Source organism: Myxococcus sp. MH1, from assembly GCF_059738865.1.
Genome location: NZ_AP026947.1, coordinates 7,215,294 through 7,239,292 on the forward strand (window position 1 = coordinate 7,215,294; position 23,999 = coordinate 7,239,292).

Genomic DNA, 23,999 nt, shown 5'->3' on the forward strand with positions numbered 1-23,999 from the left:
CGCCCCGGCCCTTACGTCAAGCGTGAGGCCCGTCCACCGGGCGCCCGTCCGCGTCCGTCACCACCACGCCCCGCGCCTTCACCGCGCTCGCCAGCGTGCGCCAGGCCTGGAGCAGCCGCGCGTCCCGCTCCGAGCCCCGCCGCGCGAGCCCCAGGGACCAGCGCGTCGTGCCGCCGGTGGACGTCTCCAGCACCAGCGTGTGCACGCGGCACACGGCCGCCAGCAGCACCCCCAGCGCCGTCAATCCGAAGGCCACGACCTTGAGCACCAGCACCGACGTCACGGCCCCCAGCGCACCGAAGCCGCAGAGCATCAGCGCTTCCAGGAAGGGCCGTGACTCGAGCGTCAGCGCGCGCAGGTGGACCAGCTCCACCACCCGGGGAGAGACGCCCTCCGCCATGCGATAGGAGAGCCGCCCCGCCTCGCCGACGAGCTGGCGGCCTCCCCCCAGGTCCGCCGTCAGGAACGGCCCGGGAGGAGCGGGAGGCGGCACGTCCGCCGGCGGTGGGGCCGGCAGCGGCGCCTCCGGCAGGGGCGCGCCACACGCGATGCACCGCGCGCCGCCGGCCGCCTGGGGCCGACCGCACGCGGTGCACATGACGAGGACCTCGGTGGGCACCCGACTCCCCGCTCAGCCGACGACGAAGTTCACCAGCCGCTTGGGCACGAAGACGAACTTGCGCAGCGTCTTGCCGGTGATGGCGGACTTCACCCGCTCGTCCGCCTCCGCCGCCGCGCGCACGTCCGCCTCGCTCGCGTCCGCGGGCACCTGGATCTCCGCGCGCAGCTTGCCGTTCACCTGCACCGCGTAGGGGATGACGTCATCCACCACCAGGGCCGGGTCGAACTCGGGCCACGTCTGCGAGACGGTGAGCTGCGCACTGCCGTAGGCCTCCGCGATTTCATCCGCGATGTGCGGCGCGAAGGGCGTGAGCATCATCGACAACAGGCGCACCGCCTCCGCCATGGCCGCCTTCTCCGCGGGCGTCTCCGGCGTGCCCGCGTCGGAGAGCGCGTTGAGGCACTCCATGATGCCCGCGATGGCGGTGTTGAAGGACAGCCGCTCGATGGCCTCCCCCACCCGCTTCAGCCCCTTGTGCGCCGCGCGGCGGATCTCCAGCGCCTTGCCCTCGAAGGGGCCCGCGTGCGTGGCGCCCGCCACGGCGGCCTGGTGCGTGGAGGCCAGCACCCAGACGCGCTTCAGGAAGCGGAACACGCCCTCCACCTGGGCGTCGGACCAGTCGAAGTCACGCTCCGGCGGGCCGGCGAACGCCACGTACGCGCGCGCCGTATCCGCGCCGTACTTCTCGATGATGGAGGCCGGCGCGACGACGTTGCCCCAGCGCTTGGACATCTTGCGCTTGTCCGGACCGTTGACGATGCCCTGGGTGATCAGCCGCGTGACGGGCTCGTCCACCGGGCTCAAGCCCAAGAGCTTCATCACCCGGGTCCAGAACCGGAAGTACAACAGGTGCATCACCGCGTGCTCGGGCCCGCCCACGTAGATGTCCACGGGCAGGAAGCGCTGGGCCTCCTTCGGGTCGAACGGCGCGGCGTCGTAGTGCGGCGACAGGTAACGCGCGAAGTACCAGCAGGAGTCGACGAAGGTGTCCATCGTCTCCGCCTCCCGGCGCGCGGGGCCACCGCACCTGGGGCACGTGGTGTTCACCCACGAGGCGACCTTGGCCAGCGGGGGCTCGCCCTTGCCGGTGAGCACCTCCTGCACGTCGATTTCGGGCAGCTTCACGGGCAGCTGCGACTCGGGCACGGGGATGCCGTGGCGCTGCGGGTCGCACTTCTCGCAGTAGACGATGGGGATGGGCGTGCCCCAGTAGCGCTGGCGGCTGAAGCCCCAGTCCTTCTGGCGGTACGTCACCGTCGCGCGGCCTCGGCCCTCCGACTCCAGCTTGCGCGCCATCTCCTGACGCGCCGCCTCGGACGTCTTCCCGCTGTACTCACCGGAGTCCACCAGCACGCCGTACTCGGTGTACGCCGCCTCCAGCGCGTCGCCCGCGGGCAGCGGGTCGCCCGAGGCCGGCTGGATGACGACCTTCACGGGCAGGCTGTACTTGCGCGCGAAGGCGAAGTCGCGCTCGTCGTGCGCGGGCACGCTCATCACCGCGCCGGTGCCGTAGTCGCTCAACACGAAGTTGGCGATCCACACGGGCACCGGCTGGCCGGTGAACGGGTTGAGGGCGTGGGCGCCCGTGAAGACGCCCTCCTTCTCCGTGTCCTCGCCCGTGCGCTCCGTCTTGGACTGGGCCGCCATCTTCTTCACGAAGGCGTCCACGTCCGCGCGGCGCTCGGGCGTCGTCACCTGGGCCACCAGCTTGTGGTCCGGCGCCAGCACCACGTAGGTGCAGCCGTAGAGGGTGTCCACGCGCGTGGTGAACACGCGGATGGAGGCGTCATGCCCCTGGACGCGGAAGTCCGCCTCCGCGCCATCCGAGCGCCCAATCCAGTTGCGCTGCATGGACGTGATGCGGTCCGGCCACTCCTTGAGCGTGTCCAGCGCGTCCAACAAATCCTGGGAGAAGGCGGTGATGCGGAAGGCCCACTCGGGCATCTCGCGGTCCACCACGGGCGAGGAGCAGCGCTCGCACACGCCGTCCTTCACCTGCTCGTTGGCGATGACGGTGTGGCAGCCGGTACACCAGTTCACCTTGCTGAAGCGGCGATAGACGAGCCCCTTCTCCAGCATCTTGATGAAGAACCACTGGTTCCAGCGGTAGTACTCCGGCTGGCTGGTGTTCACCTCGCGGGACCAGTCGTAGCTGTAGCCCAGGCTCTTCATCTCCGCCTTGAAGGAGACGATGTTCTCCTGGGTGCGGATGGCCGGGTGCACGCCGTCCTTGATGGCCGCGTTCTCCGCCGGCAGGCCGAACGCGTCCCAGCCCATGGGGTGCAGCACGTCGTAGCCGCGCATCAGGAAGTAGCGCGCGTACACATCCCCGATGAGGTAGTTGCGCACGTGTCCCATGTGCATCTTGCCACTGGGGTACGGCAGCATCTCGAGCACGTACTTCTTCGGTGCGCCCGGACGCTTGCCCGCCCGGAAGATGCCGGCCTCGTCCCAACGGGCCTGCCACTTACCTTCAATCGCCTGCGGCTCGTAACGCTCGTTCATCGCCATATCCGCTGCGCCTCTTATGGGAGGGCCGGCCCTGGGGGCAACCAATCTCGCCGGCCACTCCTGGCCGACGGAGCCCGCTTTCTCCGGCTGACCCGAGAGAACCCCCGGCCCGGCCGTTCTGTGCCCGCCGCGCGCATGGAACCGGGCGGCCGCAGGCACGGATGCACCGCGCCAACACAGCCCGCTACAGCGCCGCCCTGCGGGGGCTGCTGCGGTGACGCCTCCACCCTCCCCACCACGTCGACCTTGCGGAGATCCACGACGTCCCCCCTCGGGTAGGGACACCGCTTCCCTCGTGGCGTCGGTCCATCGCGCTTCGCGTCAGTCAGCTCTCGATACGAGATCGGAATATTTCCGTTTGGATGGATTTGGCCAACATTCTTGAAAAACAAGTCTTACCATTGACTTGGTTCAGTTCACCCACCGACGATTCGCGCCCACGGCACCTGCAGGGGGGGCCGTTCCCACCGTTGCGAGGAAAGATCCGAATGACGCTTAAGAGAGCGTTGATTCCGGGGTGCGTGATCGCACTCTTCTCGTTGGAAACCATGGCGCAGGAGGCCACCACTCCGGCTCCCGAGCCGCAGGCTCCCGCGGCGCAGGCTCCGGCGACCCCGGCACCCGCTCAGGCTCCGGCCGCCACCACTCCAGCCTCCCCCCCGCCCGCCGCGGCGCCCGCGCCCTCCTTGGGCCGGACGGTGAAGGGACGCGTCGCGGACCGGCTGACGAACGAGGGCCTGCCGCTGGTGCGCGTCATCATCAAGGGCACCACCCAGGGCGTGGAGACGGAGCTGGACGGCACGTTCTCGCTGCCCAACGTCCCGCCGGGGGCCACCACGCTGCTGTTCTCCAGCCAGGACTACGGCGAGCGTGAGGTGCGCGTCGGCGCCACGCAGGACAACGTGAACGTGGCGCTCGACAACGTCTTCTCCGAGGAGATGGTCGTCGTGGGCCGCGCCTCCGAGCTGGCGCGCAAGCACCTGGCCAACTCCGTGGCCTCCGTCAGCGCGGAGGAGATGAACCGCGCGCCCGCGCAGACGGTGGACCAGGCCCTCCAGGGCAAGATCGCCGGCGCCAACATCCAGCAGAACTCCGGCGCCCCGGGCGGCGGCATCCAGATGCGCCTGCGCGGCGTGTCCACCATCAACGGCTCCACCGCGCCCCTCTACGTCATCGACGGCGTGCTCGTCAGCGACGTGGCCATCGCCTCGGGCGTGTACGTGGTGACCGACTCGGTGGGCGGCTCCAACCCGAACCCCACCCAGGACAACCAGGTCAACCGCATCGCGGACATCAACCCCAACGACATCGAGAGCATCGAGGTCCTCAAGGGCGCGTCCGCCGCCGCCATCTACGGCTCCAAGGCCGCCAACGGCGTCGTCATCATCAACACCAAGCGCGGCCGCGCCGGCGAGCCCAAGGTGGAGCTCACCCAGCGCGTGGGCATGTACACGCTGGCCAACAAGCTGGGCACCCGCCGCTTCGAGACGGTGGAAGAGGCCGTGGAGACCTTCGGTCCGGAGGCCGCCAACTACTGGACCGGCAACCGGTATGACCACGAGGCCAAGCTGAGCGGCCGGCGGGACCTGTCCACGGAGACGCTCGCCAGCGTGAGCGGCGCCAGCGGCAACACGCGCTACTTCGCGTCCGCGATGCTCCGCAACGACGAGGGCATCATCAAGAACACCGGGTACGAGAAGGAGTCGTTCCGCCTCAACCTGGGTCAGACGATCGGCGAGGTGGTGGAGGTGAACGTCGCCACCAACCTCATCCACACGCTGGGTCAGCGCGGTCTGACGAACAACGACAACCAGACCATCACCAACTACATGGTGCTGCCCAACGTGCCCGAGTTCCTGAACATGGACCCGGACGCGGCCGGCGTGTACCCCACCAACCCGTTCCTCGGCAACGGCGCCAACCCGCTGCAGACGGCCGCGCTGGTGAAGAACGACGAGGACGTGTGGCGCTTCATCGGGTCCGGTGACGCCACCGTGCACCTGATGAAGACGGACGAGCACCACCTGCGAGTGCTGGCCAACGCGGGCGTGGACCGCTTCCAGCAGGAGAACCGGCTGCTGTTCCCGCCCGAGCTCAACTTCGAGCCGGTGGACGACACCTTCCCGGGCACGTCGCTGTTCGGCACCAGCCAGGTGCGCAACCTCAACGGCGGCCTCAACCTGGTGCACAGCTACAAGCCGGCCTCCAAGTTCCTCAGCGCCACCACGTCCGTCGGTGTGCAGCTCGAGGAGCGCCGCATCGACTCCACCTACGTCATCAGCGAGAACCTCAACGCCGGCCAGCCCGGCGTGGACAACGGCACCGTGATTGGCGTGCGCGACGACGCCAACCACGTGAGGGACCGCGGCTACTACCTGCAGGAGGAGGTGCTCCTGCTCGAGGAGCGGCTGACCCTGGTGGGCGCCGTGCGTGGCGAGCAGTCCAGCGTCAACGGCAACCCCAACAAGCTGTTCTTCTTCCCCAAGCTGGCGGCCGCGTACCGCATCCCCACGCTGCCGGCGTTCATGAACGAGCTGAAGGTCCGCGCGGCCTACGGCGAGACGGGCAACCTGCCCCAGTACGGCATGAAGTTCAGCGGCATGAGCGCGCTGAACAACGTGCAGGGAACCCCGGGCCTCATCGGCACGGGCGTGGCGGGCGACCCGAACATCCGTCCGGAGCGCCAGCGTGAAATCGAGGCCGGTGTCGACGCGCTGCTGTTCGGCGGCGACCTGACGCTGGAGCTGTCCGTGTACCAGCGTGGCATCAGCGACATGCTGCTGCGCCGCGCGCTGCCCACCTCCACGGGCTTCACCACCCAGTTCGTCAACGGCGGCTCGCTGCGCAACCGCGGCATCGAGGCCATGGTGCAGGTGACGCCGCTGAGCGGCCCGCTCGAGTGGACCAGCTCCGCGACCTTCGCGCTCAACCGCAGCAAGGTGACGAACCTGCCGGTGGCGCCCTTCCAGGCGGGCGGCTTCGGCAACTCGCTGGGCGCGTTCTTCATCGAGGAGGGCGCGTCCGCCACGCAGATCGTCGGCAACGTGGGCCGCGACGCGAACGGCAACCCCATCGTCCGCAAGATTGGCGACACGGAGCCCACCTTCACCATGGGCTTCGCCAACACGCTGCGCTACGCGGACGTGACGCTGTCCTTCCTGTGGCACTGGCAGCAGGGCAGCGACATCATCAACCTGACGCGCTACCTGTATGACAGCGCGGGCACCTCCGCGGACTTCGAGACGGCGGGCCGTGAGCGCGTGGCGAACCGCCGGGGCAACGCGACCATCTACATCGAGGACGCGACGTTCCTGAAGCTGCGCGAGGTGACGCTCAGCTACAACCTGCCCAAGAGCTGGGTGTCCGCCATCCCGAAGCTCCAGAACGCGCGGCTGAGCCTCAGCGGCCGCAACCTCCTGGTGTTCACGGGCTACTCGGGTCTGGACCCCGAGGTGAGCAACTTCGGCAACCAGGCCATCGCGCGCAACATCGACGTCGCCCCGTTCCCTCCCAGCCGCAGCTTCTGGACGTCGCTCGACGTCGGGTTCTAAGCCATGAACATGTACCAGACGAAGAAGACCCTGTTGGCGTTGTGCGCGGCGGTGGGACTGGGCGGCTGCGGCAGCCTGGACATCGGCGACCTCAACAACCCCAGCCTGGATGATTTCCGCGACAACCCCACCGTCTCCGGCGTCAACAGCGCGTCCACGGGCCTGCTGCTGGGCCACCGCGCGGGCGTGTCGGCGCCGAACGGCTACGTCGCGCAGCTGGGCGTCATCGGCCGCGAGGCGTACGTGTTCGACCCCGCGGACCCGCGCGCCATCGACGAGATGCTCGGCCCCGTCATGGACCCGGGCGCCGCGGCCTTCGGCGGCAACTACTGGACGGCGCCCTACGCCAACATCCGCAACGCCAACACCCTGCTGGCCGCGCTGGAGAAGGTGGCGGGCCTGTCGGACGCGCAGAAGGAGGGCGTGCGCGGCTTCGCGAAGACGATGCAGGCGCTCGACTTCCTGGTGGTCATCAACACGCGTGACACCCAGGGCGCGCCCATCGACGTGGACCGCCCGCTGGGCGCGGACCTGGCCCCCATCGAGGGCAAGGACGCGGTGTTCGCCCACATCGCCGGGCTGCTCGACACGGCCGCGGGCCACCTGGACAACGCCGGGGACAGCTTCTCGTTCCGGCTGAGCACGGGCTTCAACGGCTTCGACACGCCGGCGACGTTCCGCACGTTCAACCGCGCCGTCCGCGCGCGCGTGGCCGTGTACATGGGCCGCAACGAGGACGCGCTCACGGCGCTGAGCCAGTCCTTCATCACCGCCAACGTCCCGGCCGATGACGGCGCGAAGGCCGCGGCCCTCGCCTCGCTCAACGTCGGCGTCTACCACGTCTTCCGCGCGGCCTCCGGCGACGCGGACAACGGCCTGTTGTCCACCACCGTCTTCGCCCACCCGTCCATCGCGACGGACGCGGAGACCGCGGGCGCGGGTGGCCCGGTGGATGACCGCGTGACGCGCAAGACGGTCAAGCTCAACGCCCCCGTCAGCGCCGCGGACGGCAAGCTGACGACGGACCTGCGCTTCACGCTGTACACGTCCGCGGACGCGCCCGTGCCCATCATCCGCAACGAGGAGCTCATCCTCCTGCGCGCCGAGGCCAACATCGGCATGGGCCAGATTGGCGCCGCCGCGGATGACCTCAACTACATCCGCACCCGCTCCGGCCGCCTGCCGGCGCGCACGGACATCACCGCGGAGAACGCCGTGGACGAGCTGCTCAAGCAGAAGCGCTACTCGCTGATGTTCGAGGGCGGCCACCGGTGGATCGACATGCGCCGCTACGGGAAGCTGGACGAGCTGCCGCGCAACCTGGACCCCAACGTCCCGCCGCACGCGTTCTTCCCCATCCCCGTCGCCGAGGTCAACGGACGGCAGTAGCCGTCCTCCGGGGCTCCAGCGCCAACGCCTGGAGCCCCCGTCGTCACAGCCCCGGGTGCGCGCATCGTCGCTCGCCCGGGGCGTTTCATTTCAGCGAGGAGGCCTGCCCAGCCCCGCGCGCTCCGCGACGAGCGCTCCCAGCGCGGACCAGTCCAGGTCTCCATGTCCCTGGGCCACGCCGCCCAGGTACTGGTCCCTCACGAGGCTGGCCAGTGGCATGGGCACCTCCGCCGCGCGCGCAGCCTCCAGCACCAGCCCCACGTCCTTGAGCCCCAGCCGCAGGGCGAAGCCCGCCGGCGAGTACCGCTCCTCCGCGATGGCGCGGGCGTAGTTGGCGAAGATGGGCGAGCTTGCGAAGACGGACTGGAACACCTCCAGGAACTGTCGGGGCTCGACGCCGGACTTGCGCGTGAAGGCGAACGCCTCCGCGAGCGCCTCCAGCATCGACGCGATGAGGAAGTTGCCCGACAGCTTCACCACGTTGGCCATGGACGCGTGCTCGCCCAGCACCGTGAGGCCCCGGCCCAGGGACTCCAGCAGCGGCTTGACGCGCTCCACGTCCACCTGCGCGCCCGCGGCCACCACCCACAGCTGCTTCGCCTCGGCGGCCTCGGGGCGGCCGAACACGGGCGCCGCCACGTAGCCCTGCCCCGCGCTGGCGTGCGCGTCCGTCAGGCGCTGGGAGAGCGCCACGGAGATGGTGCTCGAGGAGACGTGCACCGCGCCCTTGCCCAGCTCCTCGATGATGCCCTGGGCGCCCAAGGACACGGCCTCCGCCGCCACGTCGTCCGCGAGCATGCTGAACACCACGTCGGCGCCCCGGGCCGCGTCCGCGGGACTCGACGCCATGCGCGCGCCCTGCTTCACCAGGGGCTCGCCTCGCGCCGGTGAGCGGTTCCACACCGTCAGCGCATGCCCGGCGCCAAGCAGGCTCTTCGCCATGGGCAGCCCCATGTTGCCCAGTCCCACGAATCCCACCTTCATGTCGCGCTCCCGTCGGTTCGGTCCGCGGACTTCCTGCGCGCCCGGGCCCGGTGCCCGCCACCTCTTTCCGGGCGCGAGTCCAGGAGCCGACGCTCGGGCCTACTCCGGCCGGTCCTCGGAGACGTCCAGGTGTTCGAAAGCGCGGCCCAGCCAGAGCACGCCCAGCCCCACCTCCGTCAGCAGCACGGCCGCCGCCGCCAGCCCCGCCAGCGGCAGCGCCCAGAAGTCCAGCGAGCTCCAGGCCACGAAGGCCACCAGCGAGCCCACCAGCGCCGCGGGCACCAGCCCCAGCAGGGACACCACCAGCGAGCCCACCAGCGTCAGCAGGCGCTGGCCCAGGGCCTCGATGCCGCGCGCGCTGCCCACCCGGTCCGCCGGAACCCACGCGGGGAACAACACCACCGCGCCGTTCTGGACGAACAGCCCCGCCAGCGCCACCGAGGGCAACAGCGCCGCCAGCGCCAGTCCCCCGGGCCACCAGTACGTCATGAGCCAGTCGTCCTCGGCGCCCGGGCCACAGACGAGGCCCACCGCGAGCAGCCCCAGCTGCAGGCTGCTGACCACCAGCGCCGACGCCGCCAGCTCCGCGCCCACCACCTGCCAGCCCGCGAGCGGCAGCGCGCGCAAGAGGTCCAGCTTCGGCAGGTCCATGCGCAGGTCCATGCGGAACGCGCTCGGCCCCACCACCGTCATCATCACCGCCAGCAGCGTGGCCATGGGCCCCACCACGCGGCGCGTGTCGGTGAACACGTTCGACTCGCCCATCACCGACACGATGACGGCGGCGAGCAGCAGCGGCGCCATCACCGTCCACACCCCGCCCGCCATCCGCTTGCGGGTGATGAGGTTCTTCCAGATGAGCGCCACCTCGGGACGCCCCCGCGCCGACAGCCGGAAGGGCGCCTTTCGAGCCCCCAGCCCGCCCTTGCGCACGAGCGTCCCGGACAGGCGCTGGGACTGCTCACGCACGCGCGCCTCGGCCTGCGTCACCGCCGTCTCCTCGAAGGGCACCTCCGCCAATCGCACCCAGACGTAGTGCGCCACGGCCAGCACCACCACGGGCGGCAGCGCGCTCCAGAAGGCCGAGGTGTCGCGCGCCAGCGACGGCGCCACCAGGAGCCGGCCGGGCCACAGCACCGCGCTCAGCCCCGGCGAGGCCACCACCGCCTCCACCCAGTGGCGCAGCGCCCCCGGCGTCCCCACCGTCCTGGGGAACGGGTACGTCTCCAGCGTGGAGAACACCCCCATCACCACCGCGGCGAGCACCAGCCCCACGCCCACCCAGCGCTCCACCTGCCCCCGCCGTCCCCTCGCAGCCCAGCGCGTGCGCATGAAGGACGCCGCGATGCCGTGCAGGTACAGCGTGCCGAGCGACAGGAAGGCCCCGGCGAAGAAGAGCGCGGGCTCGGGGCTCACCACCCGGCCGACGAACAGCGTGGCGAACAGCGCGCCCACCGCCGCGCCCATCGCGCCTCGGGCGAGCTTGTAGTGCAACAGCGAGCGCCGGGTGACGGGCGCGGGGAACAGCTGCACCACCTCCGTCTCCGTGAAGGTCAGCGAGGGCCGGTCCGGCCCCAGCGCCCACGCGGAGAACAGCGTGACGAGCACCGAGCCCACCAGCGACAGCTCCGCGAACAGCCTCACGCCCGGAGGCACCGCGGCCACCGGTCCCGTGAAGTCCAGCCGGCGCAGGAAGAGCGAGTAGATGTAGAACAGGCCCACCGCCGCGCCCACGAGGTAGCGGGGCTTGCGCAGCCGCAGCACCTGGAGCCGCAGGCGGTTGCGCGTGGACGCAAGCCAGAGGAAGAGCACCGCGCCCGGGAAGCTCACGGCCTGGGCATCTCCGAGCCCGCGCCGCTGGTGATACGCACGAAGAGGTCCTCGAGCGACGCGCTGCCCGCGTCCGGTCCACTCAGCCGCGCGCGAATCTCCTCCAGGCTGCCGAGCGCCATGGCCCGCCCTCCTGCAATCACCAGCAGCCGGTGGCACAGCTCCTCCACCAGGGGCAACAGGTGCGAGGACAACACCAGCGCCGAGCCCTCCTCCGCGCGCCGACGCAGCGAGTCCTTCATGCGCCGGATGCCGATGGGGTCCAGGCCCGTGAGCGGCTCGTCGAGCAGGATGAGCCGGGGCGAGTGCAGGAAGCCGCAGGCGATGGACAGCTTCTGCTTCATGCCGCGCGACAGCTCGCCGGGCAGCGCCTTCTCCTTGCCCGTCAGCTCCATCTCCTCCAGGAGCGCGCGGCCCCGCGCCTCCCAGTCCTCCACGCCGTAGAGCCGCGCCGTGAAGTTCAGGTGCTCCCACACCGTGAGGTAGTCGAAGAAGCGCGGCTCGTCGGGCAGGAAGGCCAGCTCGCGCTTGGCCTCCACCGCGTCCTTGCCCAAATCATACCCCGCCACGATGACCTTGCCCGCCGAGGGCGGGAGGATGCCGGCGAGGCAGCGCAGCGTGGACGTCTTGCCCGCGCCGTTGGGGCCCACCAGGCCCAGCACCTCGCCGGGCGCCACGTTGAAGTGCAGGCCCTGCACCGCCGTCACCGCGCCGTAGCGCTTCTCCAGGCCCGCCACCCGCAGGACGAAGTCCATTCGCACGCCCCTCGCCTCAGGCCAGCTTCAGCAGGTCCCTGACGGTGTCCATCACCACCTTGGCCTGCACGGGCTTCACCAGGTACGCACTGGCGCCCAGCGCCAGCGCCCGCTCCCGGTCCGCCGCCGCGCCTTCCGTCGTGATGACGACGATGGGCACGCCGCGATGGTCCGTGGCCTGACGGATGTGGTGGATGAGCTTCAGCCCGTCCATCAACGGCATGTTGATGTCCGTGAGCACCAGATCGAAGCGGCCCTGGGTCAGCTTCTTGAGCCCCTCGGCGCCGTCCTGCGCCTCGGTGCAGACCATCCCGCTGATGCGCTGCAACGCGTACATGATGCTGCGTCGCATCGCCTGCGAGTCGTCGACGACGAGGGCTCGAATCTGCTGCGTCATGGCCCGCGCACACTAACACCCGACCCCGTCGCCCCGCCCGGCCATCTCACCGTCGACGACGGGCCAGCGAGGCGAGCGCGGGTCCGATTTCCCCCAGTCGCAGCACCCGCTTCACCGCCCCGGCCGCCACCGCCTCGCCCGGCATGCCGTACACCACCGCGGTCTCCTCCGACTCCGCCCAGACCTCGCCCCCCGCGCGCTGCACCTCGCGCGCCCCCAGCGCCCCGTCCGCCCCCATGCCCGTCAGCACCACCGCGAGCGCGCGCGGGCCCAGCACCTGCGCCACGCTGGTGAAGAGCCGGTCCACGCTCGGCGCGTACTTGTCCACGGGCGTCGGCGGGGGCGTGTGCAGCTCCAGCCGCGTCCCCCGGTCCACCACCACCAGGTGCCGGCCTCCGGGCGCGATGTACACGTGCCCGGGCTGCACCACGTCCCCCTCGCTCGCCTCCGTCACGGAGAAGGGGCCAATCCTGTCCAGCCGGTCCGCGAAGGCCCGGGTGAACTGCGCGGGCATGTGCTGGCTCACCAGCACGCACGGCGTCGGCTCCGCGGCCAGCCCCTCCAGCACACGCTGCACCGCGGGAGGTCCTCCCGTGGACGCGCCGATGGCCACCACCAGGGGCAGCTCGCCCGCCACCGCCAGCGCTCTCGCCCCGGGCGACACGTGGCGCTGTCCCGGCCGCACGTGCAGGGCGGCGCGCACCTTGTCGAGCAGCTCCACGCGCAGCCCCTCCAGCTCCTCGGGCGTGCCGCGCGCGGGCTTGGCGATGAAGTCGAAGGCGCCCAGCTCCAGCGCCTTGAAGACATCCGAGCGGTGCGCGTAGCTGGAGATGACGATGACGGGCGTGGGCGCCGTGCGCATGAGCAGCCGCAGGAACGTGTAGCCGCCCAGCTTCGGCATCTCCAGGTCCAACGTCACCACGTCCGGCTTGAGCTCCAGGACCTTCTTGAGGCCCTCCTCGCCGTCGGCCGCGCGGTCCAGCACGCGCACGTCCGGCGAGGACTCCAGCAGCGTGGTGAGCGTGTGCCGGTTGTGCGCGGAGTCGTCGATGACGAGCACCGAGACCGTGCCCCGCTCGCTCATCGGACCTCACCGCCCGCGAGCCCCGGCAGCTCGGGCCTGCGGTACACCAGGTCTCCGCGCAGGTGCACCAGCTCGAAGTCCGCGCCCAGGTTGAGCAGGTTCTCCGAGTGCCCCAGGAGCAGGTACCCCCCGGGCACCAGCCTGTCGCGCAGGATTCGCAGCACCTTCCTGCGCGCGGACTGGTCGAAGTAGATCATCACGTTGCGGCAGAACACCGCGTCCATCTTCATCACCAGCTGGCTGCCGGCCTCGTCCAGCAGGTTGTGATGGCCGAAGGACACCATGGCGCGGACATCGTCGCGCACGCGCACCTTGGTGTTGCCCGCGGGGACGAAGAAGCGCTCCAGCAGGTCCGCGGACGTGGCGCGCAGCGCGGACGGGCCGTACTCCGCGCGCCGCGCCATCGTCAGCACGCGCCGGGAGATGTCGGAGCCGTACACCTCCACGTCCCAGCCCTCGAAGCGGGGCTCGTCCTTGAGGAGCATCGCCAGCGTGTACGCCTCCTCACCGGAGGAGCACCCCGCGGACCACAGGCGCAGCCGCTTCGTGCGCGCGTTGCGCTTCTCGAGCACGGGCAGCAGCTCCTCCCGGAAGGCCTTGAGCTGCGAGGGCTCGCGGAAGAAGTACGTCTCGTGCGTGGTGAGCGACTCGACGGCGGCCTCCAGCTCCGCGTGCCGGTTGGCGTCGTAGCGCAGGTAGCGGTGGTAGGCGCTGAAGTCCGGGACGCCCAGCGTCTCCAGGCGCGGCCACAGCCGCCGCTCCATCACGAACTTCATGTCCTCGTGCACGAGGATGCCGCAGTGCGAGTACACGTGGTCGCGCAGGAGCCGGAACTCCTCCGCGGTCATCTCCGGCCGACTGTCGTCGAAGCGAGCCACCCCGAGTCCCCCCGCTCAGCGCCGCGACAAGCGCTCCACCGCGTCCGCCAGTGCCTGTCGAGCCAGCGCGTCCGGCTCCGTCTCCAGCACCCGACGGGCCGGCTCCAGACACTCCGGCCCTCCCGAGTCTCCCAGCACTCGCGCCGCCGCCGCGCGCACATCCCAGTGGGGATGCTCCAGCAAGGATACCGCCAGAGTCACGCCCTCCCGCGACACCGCACCCGCGGACAACACCGCCTTCACCACCTCCTCGTCGGAATGCCCAGACGCCTCCCGCAGCACCTTCGCCTCCACCCGGCCCAGCCTCGACAGCGCCCGCACCGCGGCCACCGCCAACGCGCCGTCCGGATGACGCACCAGTCGCTCCAGCTCCGGCGCGCGGTCCACCGCGCCGCTCTCCCCCACCGCCTCCACCGCGGCCCGCCTCACGGAGGCGTCCTCGTCCTGGAGCGCGGAGCGCAGCAGCGCGCCCGCCTCCGCGCCTCCCAACCGTCCCATGGCGCGCGCTCCCGCCGCCCGCACGGGAGAGGCCTCGTCCGCGAGCGCCGCGCGCGCCAGCTCCCGACCGACGCCGCCGTCCACCTCTCCGGCCACCTCCACCGCCGCGGCTCGCCAGCGCGGGTCGACATCGCGCGCGAGCGCACGCAGCGACGGCAGCGCGGGCGCGCCTCCCACGCGGCCCAGCGCCGTCACCGCCACGGGGGTGGCCCGACGCGCCACCGCCTCCTCCAGCGCCGACAGCACCGCCGCCCGGCAGCTCCCCGCGAGCGCGCCCAGGGCCCGCGTCGCCGCGCCCGCCGTCACCGGGTCCCGCAGCAGATCCACCAGCGGGCTGGCCGCCTCCGGTGAGCGGGTCCGCCCCAACGCCCGCACCACCACCCCGCGCAGGTCATCCTCCGCCCACTCCAGCAGCGCGCACAGCGGCGTGACGGAGCCGGGGTCCACCAGGTCCACCAGCGCCTCGGCCGCCGCGGCCCTCGCCGGCGCGGACAGGTCCGCCATCGCCGCGAGCAGGAGCCGGCCACCTTCGGAGCCCAGCCGCCCCAGCGTGCCCAGCACATCCCGCAGCAGCCGGTCCTCGCGGGCGACCTCCGCCACCCGCACCGCGAGCGAGGCCTCGCCCAGCGCCGCCACCGCGAGCAGCGCGCCCGAGCGCACCGCCACGTCCTCCGCCTCCATCGCCTGCTCCAGCCGCGACACCGCGTCCGGCAGGCGCCGGAGCGCCGCGACGATGACGGCCTCCAGCTCACAGCGACGCGACGCCTCCACCAGCGAGGCCTGCGTGCCCAGCGCCGCCAGGGCTGCCTCGCGAATCGAGCGCGCGTCCGACGACAGGCCCTGACACAGCCGCTCCGTGGCGGCCACCTGGGGGATGAGCCCCAGCACGCGGAAGGCGCTGCGTCGCAGCTTCGCGTCGTCCAGCAGCGCCACCACCACGGGCAGGGGCGGAGGGCGACGCAGGAGCGCCAGGCCCTCCAGCGAGGACAGGCGCAGCAGCGGCTCCGCGTCACCGAGCAGCCGCGACAACGCGCGCGCCGCGTGCTCCCCGCCCACGCGCCCCAGCGCTTCCGACACCGCCACGCGCACGTTCAGGTCCGGGTCCTCCAGGGCCTGGACGAGCGGCAGCTCCGCGGTGCCGAGCCCCAGTTGCCCGAGGATGTCCGCGGCGAACTTGCGCTGGTCCGGGTCCACGTGGCCCAAGAGCTTCACCAGCGGCGCGAGCGCGGCCGGGCCCAGGCCGGAGAGGGCCTCCGCCGCGGCGTTGCGCGCGCCCGTCTCCCCGCGCTCGCCCAGCACGGCGACGAGCCGGGAGGCCACCTGCTCGGGGGGCGTCAGCCGCTGCAGGCCCGTCGCCGCCGCGTGCCGCACGCGCCAGCTCTCGTCGTGCAGGCCGGTGACGAGCACGTCGAGGATGCCCTCTGCTCGCGGGTCCAGCTCCTGGAGCGCGCGGTAGCGCTCCTCCTCCGCGGGGAAGACGGGCAGGTGGCTCATTCGAAGACCCGGTCGGACCCTTCCTGCGCGTAGAACCAGAGGGCGTAGATGCCCAGGCACGTGCCCAGCGGGAAGTTCGCCAGGTTCAGGATTCCCAGCACCAGCGCCAGCACCCGCGACCACGCGCGCCGCTTCAACAAGCCGATGCCCGTGAAGAGCCCCGGCAGGCAGTACACCAGGACACAGACGCTCACGCCGCCGCCGAACCACCAGAAGTCGGCGCGGTCCTTGGCCGAAGCGGAGTCGCTGATGATGCCCAGCCCCATGACCGTGAAGAAGAGCATCGCGCCGACGCCCACCAGCACCGTCAAGCCGTTCACCACCAGGAAGCTGATGCCGAGGATGCGGCGGTGGTTGTCCAAGTCACTGCGAGGCATGGCCCTTCCCTTCACGTGTCATCGCGCCGGACGAACCGCCTCGCGCTCCAGCTCCGCGCGCAACAGCGCCTTCAAGTCCAGCAACAGTCGCAACCGGTCCGGTGGACCGCACACCCCCACGACGAAGGGCGAGCGCCCCGCCACCGTCAACGCGGGCGCGGGCTTGATATCACCCCGACGCGCGCGCAGCACCTCCGCCACGCGCTCCACCTTCACCGCCACCCGCCGCGCGCCCAGCCTGCAGACCAAGAGGCGCGCCTTGCGCGACTCCACCGAGGGCTGCCCCTGCAATCTCTTGCGCAGGTCCACCACCGGCAGGATGACGCCGCGCAGGTGCAGCACGCCTTCGACGAACGACGGCGCGTGGGGGATGGGTGTCACGCGCTGGAGCGGGAGCACCTCCTCCACGCGCTGGATGTCGAGCGCGTATTCGTCCTCGCCGACGAAGAAGGCGCACAGCTGCACTGGCGAGTCCGGGTGTCCCGCGGGCGCCTCGGGCACACCGGAAGGATGATGCGCCAGCAGGTTGACGGAGTCCTTCATGACGCCAGCGCCTGTTCGGGGTCCAGGAGGATGAACAGCGAGGGTCCGCGTCGGCCGATGGCCACCACGCAGTCACGGTCCCCTATTCGGAGGCTCGGCGGTGGCGGCTCCAACATGGAGGGCTTGAGCTTCACCACGCCGCTGACGCTGTCCACCCACACACCCGCGGGCCCCGTCTGCGTGCGCAGCACGAGGATGCGTGCGTCTCGCGGCGGCACGGGCGCCTCGGGGCCGGCGACCAGCGGCGCGCGTTCCGCGAGGCCCAGGCGCACCTTGATGTCGTACGCGGGCAGCAGCTCGCCGCGCAGGTTCAGCACGCCCAGCAGCTGGGGCTCGGCCCTGGGAATCTCCGTCAGCGGCGGCACCTTGGCGATCTCGCGCACCGCGCGGATGGGCACCGCGTAGCACTCTCCCTCCAGGCGGAAGGCGAGGTACTCCTCGGGGACCTCCTCGGGCGTGACGGAGGCCACGCCGTCGCTGCCGGCGGCGAAGTCCTGCAGCCCGCTGACGTCCTCGTCCGGACGGAAGAAGAAGTCGTCGAGCAGTTCGGCGAACCGGGACACGGCTCGCGAGGATAGCAGCCGGCCGCGCCGGACGTCAGGCCCGCCTTCGCTCCAGGGCCAGCCCGTCTTCCAGCAGCGCGCCGACATCCAGCACCAGCACGGGAGTCCGGTTTCCCAGGTCCGTGGCGCCGGAGATGCCCCGGACCGATTGCAGCCGGCCGCCCAGGGGCTTGGTGACGATGTCCTGCTGCCCGTGCAGCTCGTCCACGGCGATGCCCAGCCGCTCCTGGGCAAGCCCCACCACCACCACGAAGTAGCGGCTCACCGGCCGCTCTGGCAGACCGAACAGGCGCGACAGGCGCACGAAGGGGAGCGTCTGTCCGCGCAGGTCCAGCACCTCGCGCCGCTCCACGGTGCGAATCTCGCGGGGCTGCACGGAGAGGATTTCGAGCACGCTGTTGAGGGGAACCGCGTACGTGCGCGCGCTCACGCCCACGACCAGCGCGCGGATGATGGCCAGCGTGACGGGCAGCGTCAGGTGGAAGGCGGTGCCCTTCCCGCGCTCGCTCCACACGTCGATGATGCCGGAGAGGTTGCCCAGGTTGTTCTTCACCACGTCCAGGCCCACGCCTCGGCCGGACAGCTCGGACACGCTGCGCGCGGTGGAGAAGCCCGGCAGGAAGATGAGGTTGAGCAGCTCGCGGCGGCCCATCTCCTCGGCCTGCGCGAAGGTGATGAGGCCCCGCGTCAGCGCCACCTCGCGCACGCGCAGCTCGTCGATGCCCGCGCCGTCGTCGCTCACCTCGATGACGACGTGGTTGCCCTTCTGCACGGCGCGCAGCGCCACCACCGCGCGGCGGGACTTGCCCGCGGCCAGTCGCGCGTCCGGTGACTCGACGCCGTGGTCGATGGCGTTGCGGATGAGGTGCATGAGCGGGTCGCTCAGCTCCTCGACGATGAGCTTGTCGAGCTCCACCTCGCCGCCGCCGATGACGAAGTCGATCTCCTTGCCCGCCTCGCGGGTGATGCGACGCACCAGCCGGGCCAGCTTGTCGAACACCTGGCCCACGGGGACCATGCGTGCCTCGAGCAGGCCCTCCTGGAGGGCCTCCAGCTTGCGCTCCAGGCCCCGCGTCTCGCGCGCCAGCTCCTGACCGAACAGCTTCGACAGGGGCACCACGCCGTCCTGCCGCGCGGACTCGGCGAGCCGCTGGAGGTTCGCCTTGATGAGCAGCAGCTCGCCCACCATGTTGATGAGGCCATCCAGCTTGCCGATGTCGACGCGCACCGTCTGCGTCAACGAGCGCAGCGACGGCTCCGGCGTGGTGGAGGCCACGGTCGTCGGAGGTGCAGAGGTCGGGGCTTCGGCGGAGGTCGTCACTGCGCGCACGGGAGCGCGGCCTCCGGGGCCCTGGAGGTACGTGACGAGCGACGGCCCGGTGGTGCCCGAAGCGCCCTGGGGCAACGGTCCGCCGCCCGGACCCGTCGACGGGGAGGAGCGCAGCCCCGAGGGGAATGCGCCCGAGCTTGCGACGGTCGCGCTCCATGCGGCGGAGGGGGCCCCGGGGCCGCGCGCCCCAGCCGCGAGTCCCGAGTCCGCGGGAGGAACGACGCCAGGGGGAATCGCGCCCGTGGGGTGCACCGACGAGGGATTCACGCCTCCAGCACCCTGCCCCATCGGATATGAGCCCGCCAGGTACGTGGCGGGGACGCCATCAGCGCCCTGCGCGCCCGCGTTCTCATGCCCGGCGTCACCTTGCACCGCCCCAGGCCCTTGCTCCGTGAGCGGCAGCGACGGCTGTCGCCCTTCCGCCGCCCCCTTCGCGCCGCGCTTCTTCCCACCGCGCTTCGGCGCGGGCGTCGCCACCCCGGGACTCTCGGGGCGCGTGCCCGGCGGCTCCACGACGATGGCGGGCGGCTCGACCACCCGGGCCAGCACCTCGGCCGAGTGGGCCGTCGCGGGCACTCCCACGGGCCGCACATTGAGGGGAGCCAGCTCCGCGGGCGTCCCACTCAACCCGGACTCCAGCTCCGTCACCGACACGTGCGTGCCGAAGATGAGGTCGAACGCGATGCCATGCGCCCCACCCGGCCGCGCGGACGGCAGCGTGCTGATGACCTCGCCCAGCGGCTTGAGCCGCGTGTTCAGGTCCGCCAGCCCCTTGTCGAAGTCAGACAGGTCGAACGCCGCGCGCACGCGCCACAGCGCCACGCCCCGCCGCATGTTCTCCCGGAGCCGATGCTCCTCGTACTCCGTGAAGACCGAGCGCACCTGCGCTTCCAGTTCCAGCCGCTCCAGCGGGTCCTCGTCCCGAGCGACGGGCACCTCGCCCAGGCGGATCAACCGCTCCGCCATGCCCTCCACGCGCCGGCTCAGCCCCTCCGTCTCCAACCCCCGCGCCGTCTCCGCCAGCAGCGACTGGAACGCATCCAGCGCTTCAATCAGCGTGTCGAGCACCGCGTCGTCCAACAGCAGCCTGCCCAGCCGCAGCCGGTCGAGCAGGTCCTCCGTCCCGTGCGCCAGCCGGGAGATGCGCTCCTGCCCGAACAGCCCCGCCAGGCCCTTGAGCGAGTGCGCCGCGCGGAAGATGCCGTTGACCCGCTCCGGGTCCGCCTCCTGGCCGCGCCGCTCGTCCAGCACCAGCAAGTCCTTGCCGAGCGCCTCGAGAATCTCGGTCGCCTCGGCCACGAACTCGGCCAGGGCCTTGCTCGGGGGACTCACGGCAGCTTCAGGTACCGGCGCAAGAGCCCCTCGAGGCTGCCGGGCTGGAACGGCTTGACCAGGTACTCCGCCGCCCCCAACGCCATGCCCCGCTCGCGGTCCTGCTCCCGCCCCTCCGTGGTGATGATGAAGAGCGGCACGTCGCGGTAGTTGGGGTTCTTCTTGACGAAGTTGATGAGCTCCAGCCCGTTGATGTCGGGCATGTTGATGTCGGTGATGATGAGGTCGAAGCGGTGACGCGGCAGCAGCTTCAGCGCCTCGAAGCCGCTGGAGGTGACGACGGCCTCGATGCCCTCCACCGCCTCCACCGTCGACGCGATGTATTCGCGCGACGCCTTGGAGTCCTCGACAATCAACACCTTGACACGCATGCGTGCACGCCCCGGACGGTCCCCCGATGCTAACAGAAGGCCTGCCCGGTCGCCGAGCTTCAGCCCTTCCTGCCTGGTAGGAGTCGGACGAGCGCCTTGTCCGTCAGGAGGGCCACCCGTCCGCCCTTGAACGCCGGCAAGAAGCCCTTCTGGAAGGCCTCTGCCCGCGCCGCGTCATCCAACGAACCGCCGCCGGGGATTTCCAGCGCCACCGACGCCACCTTGGCCCGGCTGAGCACCTTGCCCGCCTCGGCCAGCGCCTCGTGGAGCCTTTCGGCGTCCAGCGCCTTCCGGGCCCCCAGGCCCACGACGAAGATGCGCGGCACCTCCAGCTTCCCGTCCGCGGGCAACAGGAGCCAGTCGTCTTTCACGCCGGAGAAGAAGCCACCCTTGAGCACCCGCGACAACGCACCGCACAGGCGCCAGTCCACGTAGCCCGCGGTGGCCGGCAACGGGCGATCATCCTCGGCCACGAACAGGCACAGGGCGTCCACGCCGGTCAGCGAGTCCAGCCCCTCCATCCCGATGTCGTGCGTCGTCGTCTGGCTCACCGCGGTTGCTCCTCGGCTCGGGACTTCAGTCCTTCTTGAGCGCCACCGCCACCCGGTCCAACAGGCCGTTGACGAACGCGCTGGACTCCTCCGTCCCGAAGTTCTTCCCCAGCTCCACCGCCTCGTTGATGGTGACCTTGCGGGGGATGTCCGGACGGTACTTCAGCTCGAAGATGCCCACGCGCAGCACGTTGCGGTCGATGCGGGACATGCGGTCCAACCGCCAGTTGTGGCTGTGCGACTCGATGAGCCGGTCGATCTCCGCGCGGTGGCCCTGCACGCCGTCCACCAGCTCGCGGGCGAACTTCACCGCGTCCGGATCGCGCTTCTGCTCCTCGGCCTCGGCGGAGGCCGTCCACGCCGACTCCAGCGCCTCGTACACCGACGTCCCCGGCGCCATCTCCAGCTGGTAGAGCGCCTGCAACGCCCGCTCACGTCCCGTTCTGCGCGCGCCCATGGACTACCCCTTCCTCGCGTCGAGCGCGGGGATGCGCGCGTACAGGTTCACCATCTCGATGCAGGCCAGCGTGGCCTCGGCGCCCTTGTTGCCCGCCTTCACGCCCGCCCGGTCGATGGCCTGCTCCACCGTGTCGGTGGTGAGCACGCCGAACGTCACGGACGTCGCGGGGTTGGCCGCCGCCGCGTTGAAGGCCACCGCGCCGATGCCCTTGGCGCACTCGCCGGCCACGTAGTCGAAGTGGGGCGTGCCGCCGCGGATGACGGCGCCCAGGGCGATGACGCCCACGTACTGACGCGACTCCGTCACGCGGCGCACCAGCCCGGGCAGCTCGTACGTGCCGGGGCAGCGGTACACGTCCACGTCCGCGTCGGCCACGCCGTGGCGCACCAGCGTGTCCACGGCGCCCTTGGCCAGCTCCTCGGTGATGAAGCCATTGAAGCGGGCAACGCAGATGGCGAAGCGGCCCTTGGGGGGGAGGAAGTCACCTTCGATGTAGCGAGGCATGCGGGGCTTCCTACACCACCCGCGCCCCCGCCGTCGCCTGCTACGGCGTGCCGAAGCCCGCCGCCCGGACGGCCGCCTCCGTCACCCCACCCGGGGAAGCGCCCACCTGCCCGCGCTGGAGCGAGAACAGCCGGGCCACGTACTTCCCAATCGGGTCCGCCTCCAGGTTGACCCGGGCCCCCACCGCCTTGGCCCGCAGGGTGGTGCGCTCCTGCGTCTCCGGAATCAGCTGCACCCCGAAGCGGTCCGCGCCCACGCTGTTGACCGTCAGACTGATGCCGTCGATGGCCACCGAGCCCTTCTCGATGAAGTACGGCGCCAGGGACTCGGGCAGGCCGAACACCATCACCCACGAGCCGCCTTCCGGGTAGGTCTCCAGCACCGAGCTGACCTGGTCCACGTGCCCGGAGACCAGGTGCCCGCCCAGCCGGTCCCCCAGCGCCAGCGCCCGCTCCAGGTTGACCCGGTCCCCGGGCCGCACCCCGTCCAGCGTGGTGCGCCTGAGCGACTCCGGCGCCACCTGCACCCGGAAGGTGTCCCCGGACCGCTCCACCACCGTGAGGCACGCGCCATCCACGGCGATCGACTCGCCCAGCGCGAAGCCCGAGGCCCCCAGCGCCGTGTGAATCCACAAGTCCGTCATCCCACCCGGGATGACGCGCTCCACCCTGCCGATGTCCTGAATGAGCCCGGTGAACATGATGCCCAGGCTTATAACGAACGGCCCCCCGGGTCGCCCTCGTCCGGCGCGCCGATGTGTCCGTCATTCACCGACACCATGCGCCCCGCTCATGGGCGCCGAAAGTGCCTAGAGCAGCGCCTGGAGCAGGATGTCCGGGCCGTGCTGCTCGAAGGTGAGGTCCTTCACCGCGAGCGCCTGGGCCATCTCCTTCACGCCCAGGTCCCCGGCCCACGACATGCCCTCGCGACCGAGCAGCTTGGGCGCCAGGAACAGCGCGAGCTCGTCCGCCAGCTTCTCGCGCAGGAAGGAGCCGTACATCTCCGCGCCGCCCTCCACGAGCACGTGGTTGTGGCCGGAGCGGGCCAGCTTGCGCAGGAGCGCCTTCAGGTCCACCCGGTCCGCCTTGGGGCGCACCTGCCACACCTCCACGCCCTGGGCGAGGAAGCGCCGGGCCTTGCGGCCCTCGGGGTCCTCCAGCGTGGCGATGATGGTGCGCGCGGAGCTCTTCTGGTTGAAGACGGTGTAGCGCGGCGACAGGCGCAGCCGGCTGTCCACCACCACGCGCAGCGCGTCCTTGCCCCCGCCGCCGGGCAGCCGCGTGGTGAGCTTGGGGTCGTCGTGGCGCACGGTGTTGGCGCCCACCAGGATGACGTCCACGGAGTCGCGCAGCCGGTGGACCCACTCGCGCGCCTTCTCCCCCGTCACCCAGCGCGAGTCCCCCGTGGCCGTGGCCAGCTTGCCGTCCAGCGTGGCCGCGGCCTTGAGCGTCACCCAGGGCATGCCCGTGCGGATGAGCTTGAAGAAGGGCCGGTTGAGCTTGTCGGCCTCCGCCTGGAGCACGCCGGTGACGACCTTCACGCCCGCGCGGCGCATGCGCGCCACGCCCTTGCCGCTCACCTTGGGGTTGGGGTCCGCCGAGCCGCAGAAGACGCGGCGCACGCCCGCCTCGATGATGGCCAGGCTGCACGGCGGCGTGCGGCCGTAGTGGTCGCACGGCTCCAGCGTGGAGTAGAGGTCCGCGCCCCGCGCCTTGGCGCCCGCGGCCTCCAGCGCCACCACCTCCGCGTGCGCGGTGCCCGCCTTCTTGTGGTAGCCGCGGGCGATGATGCGGCCGCCCTTCACCAGCACCGCGCCCACGACGGGGTTGGGGCTGGTGCGGCCCAGGCCCTTGGCGGCCTCCTCCAGGGCGATGCGCATGAAGAACTCGGCCACCGCGCGGTCGAAGTCCGCTGCCCGCTTCGCCCGGGGCGCCCTCGTGGCTTCGAGCTTTGCCCGCGTGAGCAGCCTCATCCG

The 23,999-nt window shown here is 71.3% G+C and carries 21 protein-coding genes; 2 read left to right on the forward strand and 19 right to left on the reverse strand.

The features are described from left to right. Positions 1-16: 16 nt before the first annotated feature. Together AC6JA9_RS28095 and leuS are read right to left on the reverse strand one after the other, a co-directional pair. Positions 17-619 (reverse strand): hypothetical protein, encoded by a 603-nt coding sequence (locus tag AC6JA9_RS28095; RefSeq protein WP_497958115.1) that lies wholly within the window; start codon positions 617-619, stop codon positions 17-19. Between the two features lie 12 nt (positions 620-631). Beyond that, a complete protein-coding gene (gene leuS, locus AC6JA9_RS28100) occupies positions 632-3,133 on the reverse strand; it encodes a leucine--tRNA ligase (RefSeq protein WP_223745822.1) in 2,502 nt (833 codons plus the stop codon). Positions 3,134-3,831: 698 nt separating this feature from the next. Here leuS and AC6JA9_RS28105 point away from each other — a divergent pair. Both AC6JA9_RS28105 and AC6JA9_RS28110 read left to right on the forward strand, forming a co-directional pair. Next, positions 3,832-6,684, forward strand: a complete 2,853-nt coding sequence (locus tag AC6JA9_RS28105; protein WP_370640307.1) for a SusC/RagA family TonB-linked outer membrane protein — start codon at positions 3,832-3,834, stop codon at positions 6,682-6,684. 3 nt (positions 6,685-6,687) lie between these two features. Continuing rightward, complete coding sequence (locus AC6JA9_RS28110) at positions 6,688-8,073, forward strand: RagB/SusD family nutrient uptake outer membrane protein (RefSeq protein WP_223745820.1); 1,386 nt, start codon at positions 6,688-6,690, stop codon at positions 8,071-8,073. Positions 8,074-8,163: 90 nt separating this feature from the next. Here the strand turns inward: AC6JA9_RS28110 and AC6JA9_RS28115 are convergent, their stop codons facing one another. From AC6JA9_RS28115 to ribD, 17 genes are all read right to left on the reverse strand, one after another. Next, positions 8,164-9,057 carry an NAD(P)-dependent oxidoreductase gene (locus AC6JA9_RS28115; RefSeq protein WP_497958116.1) on the reverse strand — a complete coding sequence of 298 codons (894 nt, stop codon included), beginning with the start codon at positions 9,055-9,057 and terminating at the stop codon, positions 8,164-8,166. Between the two features lie 99 nt (positions 9,058-9,156). Continuing rightward, positions 9,157-10,887, reverse strand: a complete 1,731-nt coding sequence (locus AC6JA9_RS28120; RefSeq protein WP_497958117.1) for a putative ABC exporter domain-containing protein — start codon at positions 10,885-10,887, stop codon at positions 9,157-9,159. Continuing rightward, on the reverse strand, positions 10,884-11,642 hold the full coding sequence (locus AC6JA9_RS28125; protein WP_223745817.1) for an ABC transporter ATP-binding protein: 759 nt from the start codon (positions 11,640-11,642) through the stop codon (positions 10,884-10,886). Before AC6JA9_RS28125 ends, AC6JA9_RS28120 begins: the two co-directional genes overlap by 4 nt. Positions 11,643-11,658: 16 nt before the next feature. Further along, on the reverse strand, positions 11,659-12,039 hold the full coding sequence (locus tag AC6JA9_RS28130) for a response regulator (RefSeq protein ID WP_223745816.1): 381 nt from the start codon (positions 12,037-12,039) through the stop codon (positions 11,659-11,661). 46 nt (positions 12,040-12,085) lie between these two features. Next, positions 12,086-13,123, reverse strand: coding sequence for a protein-glutamate methylesterase/protein-glutamine glutaminase (locus AC6JA9_RS28135; RefSeq protein ID WP_267700321.1), 1,038 nt, complete (start codon positions 13,121-13,123; stop codon positions 12,086-12,088). Continuing rightward, a complete protein-coding gene (locus AC6JA9_RS28140) occupies positions 13,120-14,001 on the reverse strand; it encodes a CheR family methyltransferase (protein WP_228557003.1) in 882 nt (293 codons plus the stop codon). Before AC6JA9_RS28140 ends, AC6JA9_RS28135 begins: the two co-directional genes overlap by 4 nt. Before the next feature lie 15 nt (positions 14,002-14,016). After that, positions 14,017-15,993 carry a HEAT repeat domain-containing protein gene (locus tag AC6JA9_RS28145; RefSeq protein ID WP_426745774.1) on the reverse strand — a complete coding sequence of 659 codons (1,977 nt, stop codon included), beginning with the start codon at positions 15,991-15,993 and terminating at the stop codon, positions 14,017-14,019. Continuing rightward, positions 15,990-16,370 (reverse strand): hypothetical protein, encoded by a 381-nt coding sequence (locus AC6JA9_RS28150; RefSeq protein WP_141327766.1) that lies wholly within the window; start codon positions 16,368-16,370, stop codon positions 15,990-15,992. Before AC6JA9_RS28150 ends, AC6JA9_RS28145 begins: the two co-directional genes overlap by 4 nt. 18 nt (positions 16,371-16,388) lie before the next feature. Continuing rightward, a complete protein-coding gene (locus AC6JA9_RS28155; protein WP_046714842.1) occupies positions 16,389-16,913 on the reverse strand; it encodes a chemotaxis protein CheW in 525 nt (174 codons plus the stop codon). Next, on the reverse strand, positions 16,910-17,476 hold the full coding sequence (locus AC6JA9_RS28160; protein WP_497958118.1) for a chemotaxis protein CheW: 567 nt from the start codon (positions 17,474-17,476) through the stop codon (positions 16,910-16,912). The genes AC6JA9_RS28155 and AC6JA9_RS28160 overlap by 4 nt, the downstream gene beginning before the upstream one ends. A gap of 34 nt (positions 17,477-17,510) precedes the next feature. Further along, positions 17,511-20,138, reverse strand: a complete 2,628-nt coding sequence (locus AC6JA9_RS28165) for a chemotaxis protein CheA (RefSeq protein ID WP_497958119.1) — start codon at positions 20,136-20,138, stop codon at positions 17,511-17,513. Beyond that, positions 20,135-20,509: a response regulator gene (locus AC6JA9_RS28170; protein WP_046714844.1), complete on the reverse strand. Its 375-nt coding sequence runs from the start codon at positions 20,507-20,509 to the stop codon at positions 20,135-20,137. The genes AC6JA9_RS28165 and AC6JA9_RS28170 overlap by 4 nt, the downstream gene beginning before the upstream one ends. 59 nt (positions 20,510-20,568) lie before the next feature. Then, entirely contained in the window at positions 20,569-21,060 is a 492-nt protein-coding gene (locus AC6JA9_RS28175) for a M17 family peptidase N-terminal domain-containing protein (protein WP_223745808.1), read from the reverse strand. Positions 21,061-21,085: 25 nt separating this feature from the next. Continuing rightward, a complete protein-coding gene (gene nusB / locus AC6JA9_RS28180; protein ID WP_141327756.1) occupies positions 21,086-21,517 on the reverse strand; it encodes a transcription antitermination factor NusB in 432 nt (143 codons plus the stop codon). Positions 21,518-21,520: 3 nt separating this feature from the next. Further along, positions 21,521-22,024 (reverse strand): 6,7-dimethyl-8-ribityllumazine synthase, encoded by a 504-nt coding sequence (gene ribH / locus AC6JA9_RS28185; protein WP_046714846.1) that lies wholly within the window; start codon positions 22,022-22,024, stop codon positions 21,521-21,523. Positions 22,025-22,064: 40 nt separating this feature from the next. Next, entirely contained in the window at positions 22,065-22,724 is a 660-nt protein-coding gene (locus tag AC6JA9_RS28190; RefSeq protein WP_497958120.1) for a riboflavin synthase, read from the reverse strand. Between the two features lie 108 nt (positions 22,725-22,832). Continuing rightward, entirely contained in the window at positions 22,833-23,996 is a 1,164-nt protein-coding gene (gene ribD / locus AC6JA9_RS28195; RefSeq protein WP_223745807.1) for a bifunctional diaminohydroxyphosphoribosylaminopyrimidine deaminase/5-amino-6-(5-phosphoribosylamino)uracil reductase RibD, read from the reverse strand. Positions 23,997-23,999 lie beyond the last annotated feature (3 nt).

What these genes read in the sequence shown, in the direction of transcription:
- leuS (WP_223745822.1), bottom strand. Translation starts at nt 3,133, where the DNA reads ATGGCGATGAACGAGCGTTACGAGCCGCAGGCGATTGAAGGTAAGTGG.
- AC6JA9_RS28110 (WP_223745820.1), top strand. Translation starts at nt 6,688, where the DNA reads ATGAACATGTACCAGACGAAGAAGACCCTGTTGGCGTTGTGCGCGGCG.
- AC6JA9_RS28115 (WP_497958116.1), bottom strand. Translation starts at nt 9,057, where the DNA reads ATGAAGGTGGGATTCGTGGGACTGGGCAACATGGGGCTGCCCATGGCG.
- AC6JA9_RS28125 (WP_223745817.1), bottom strand. Translation starts at nt 11,642, where the DNA reads ATGGACTTCGTCCTGCGGGTGGCGGGCCTGGAGAAGCGCTACGGCGCG.
- AC6JA9_RS28130 (WP_223745816.1), bottom strand. Translation starts at nt 12,039, where the DNA reads ATGACGCAGCAGATTCGAGCCCTCGTCGTCGACGACTCGCAGGCGATG.
- AC6JA9_RS28135 (WP_267700321.1), bottom strand. Translation starts at nt 13,123, where the DNA reads ATGAGCGAGCGGGGCACGGTCTCGGTGCTCGTCATCGACGACTCCGCG.
- AC6JA9_RS28145 (WP_426745774.1), bottom strand. Translation starts at nt 15,993, where the DNA reads ATGAGCCACCTGCCCGTCTTCCCCGCGGAGGAGGAGCGCTACCGCGCG.
- AC6JA9_RS28150 (WP_141327766.1), bottom strand. Translation starts at nt 16,370, where the DNA reads ATGCCTCGCAGTGACTTGGACAACCACCGCCGCATCCTCGGCATCAGC.
- AC6JA9_RS28155 (WP_046714842.1), bottom strand. Translation starts at nt 16,913, where the DNA reads ATGAAGGACTCCGTCAACCTGCTGGCGCATCATCCTTCCGGTGTGCCC.
- AC6JA9_RS28170 (WP_046714844.1), bottom strand. Translation starts at nt 20,509, where the DNA reads ATGCGTGTCAAGGTGTTGATTGTCGAGGACTCCAAGGCGTCGCGCGAA.
- nusB (WP_141327756.1), bottom strand. Translation starts at nt 21,517, where the DNA reads ATGGGCGCGCGCAGAACGGGACGTGAGCGGGCGTTGCAGGCGCTCTAC.
- ribH (WP_046714846.1), bottom strand. Translation starts at nt 22,024, where the DNA reads ATGCCTCGCTACATCGAAGGTGACTTCCTCCCCCCCAAGGGCCGCTTC.
- AC6JA9_RS28190 (WP_497958120.1), bottom strand. Translation starts at nt 22,724, where the DNA reads ATGTTCACCGGGCTCATTCAGGACATCGGCAGGGTGGAGCGCGTCATC.
- ribD (WP_223745807.1), bottom strand. Translation starts at nt 23,996, where the DNA reads ATGAGGCTGCTCACGCGGGCAAAGCTCGAAGCCACGAGGGCGCCCCGG.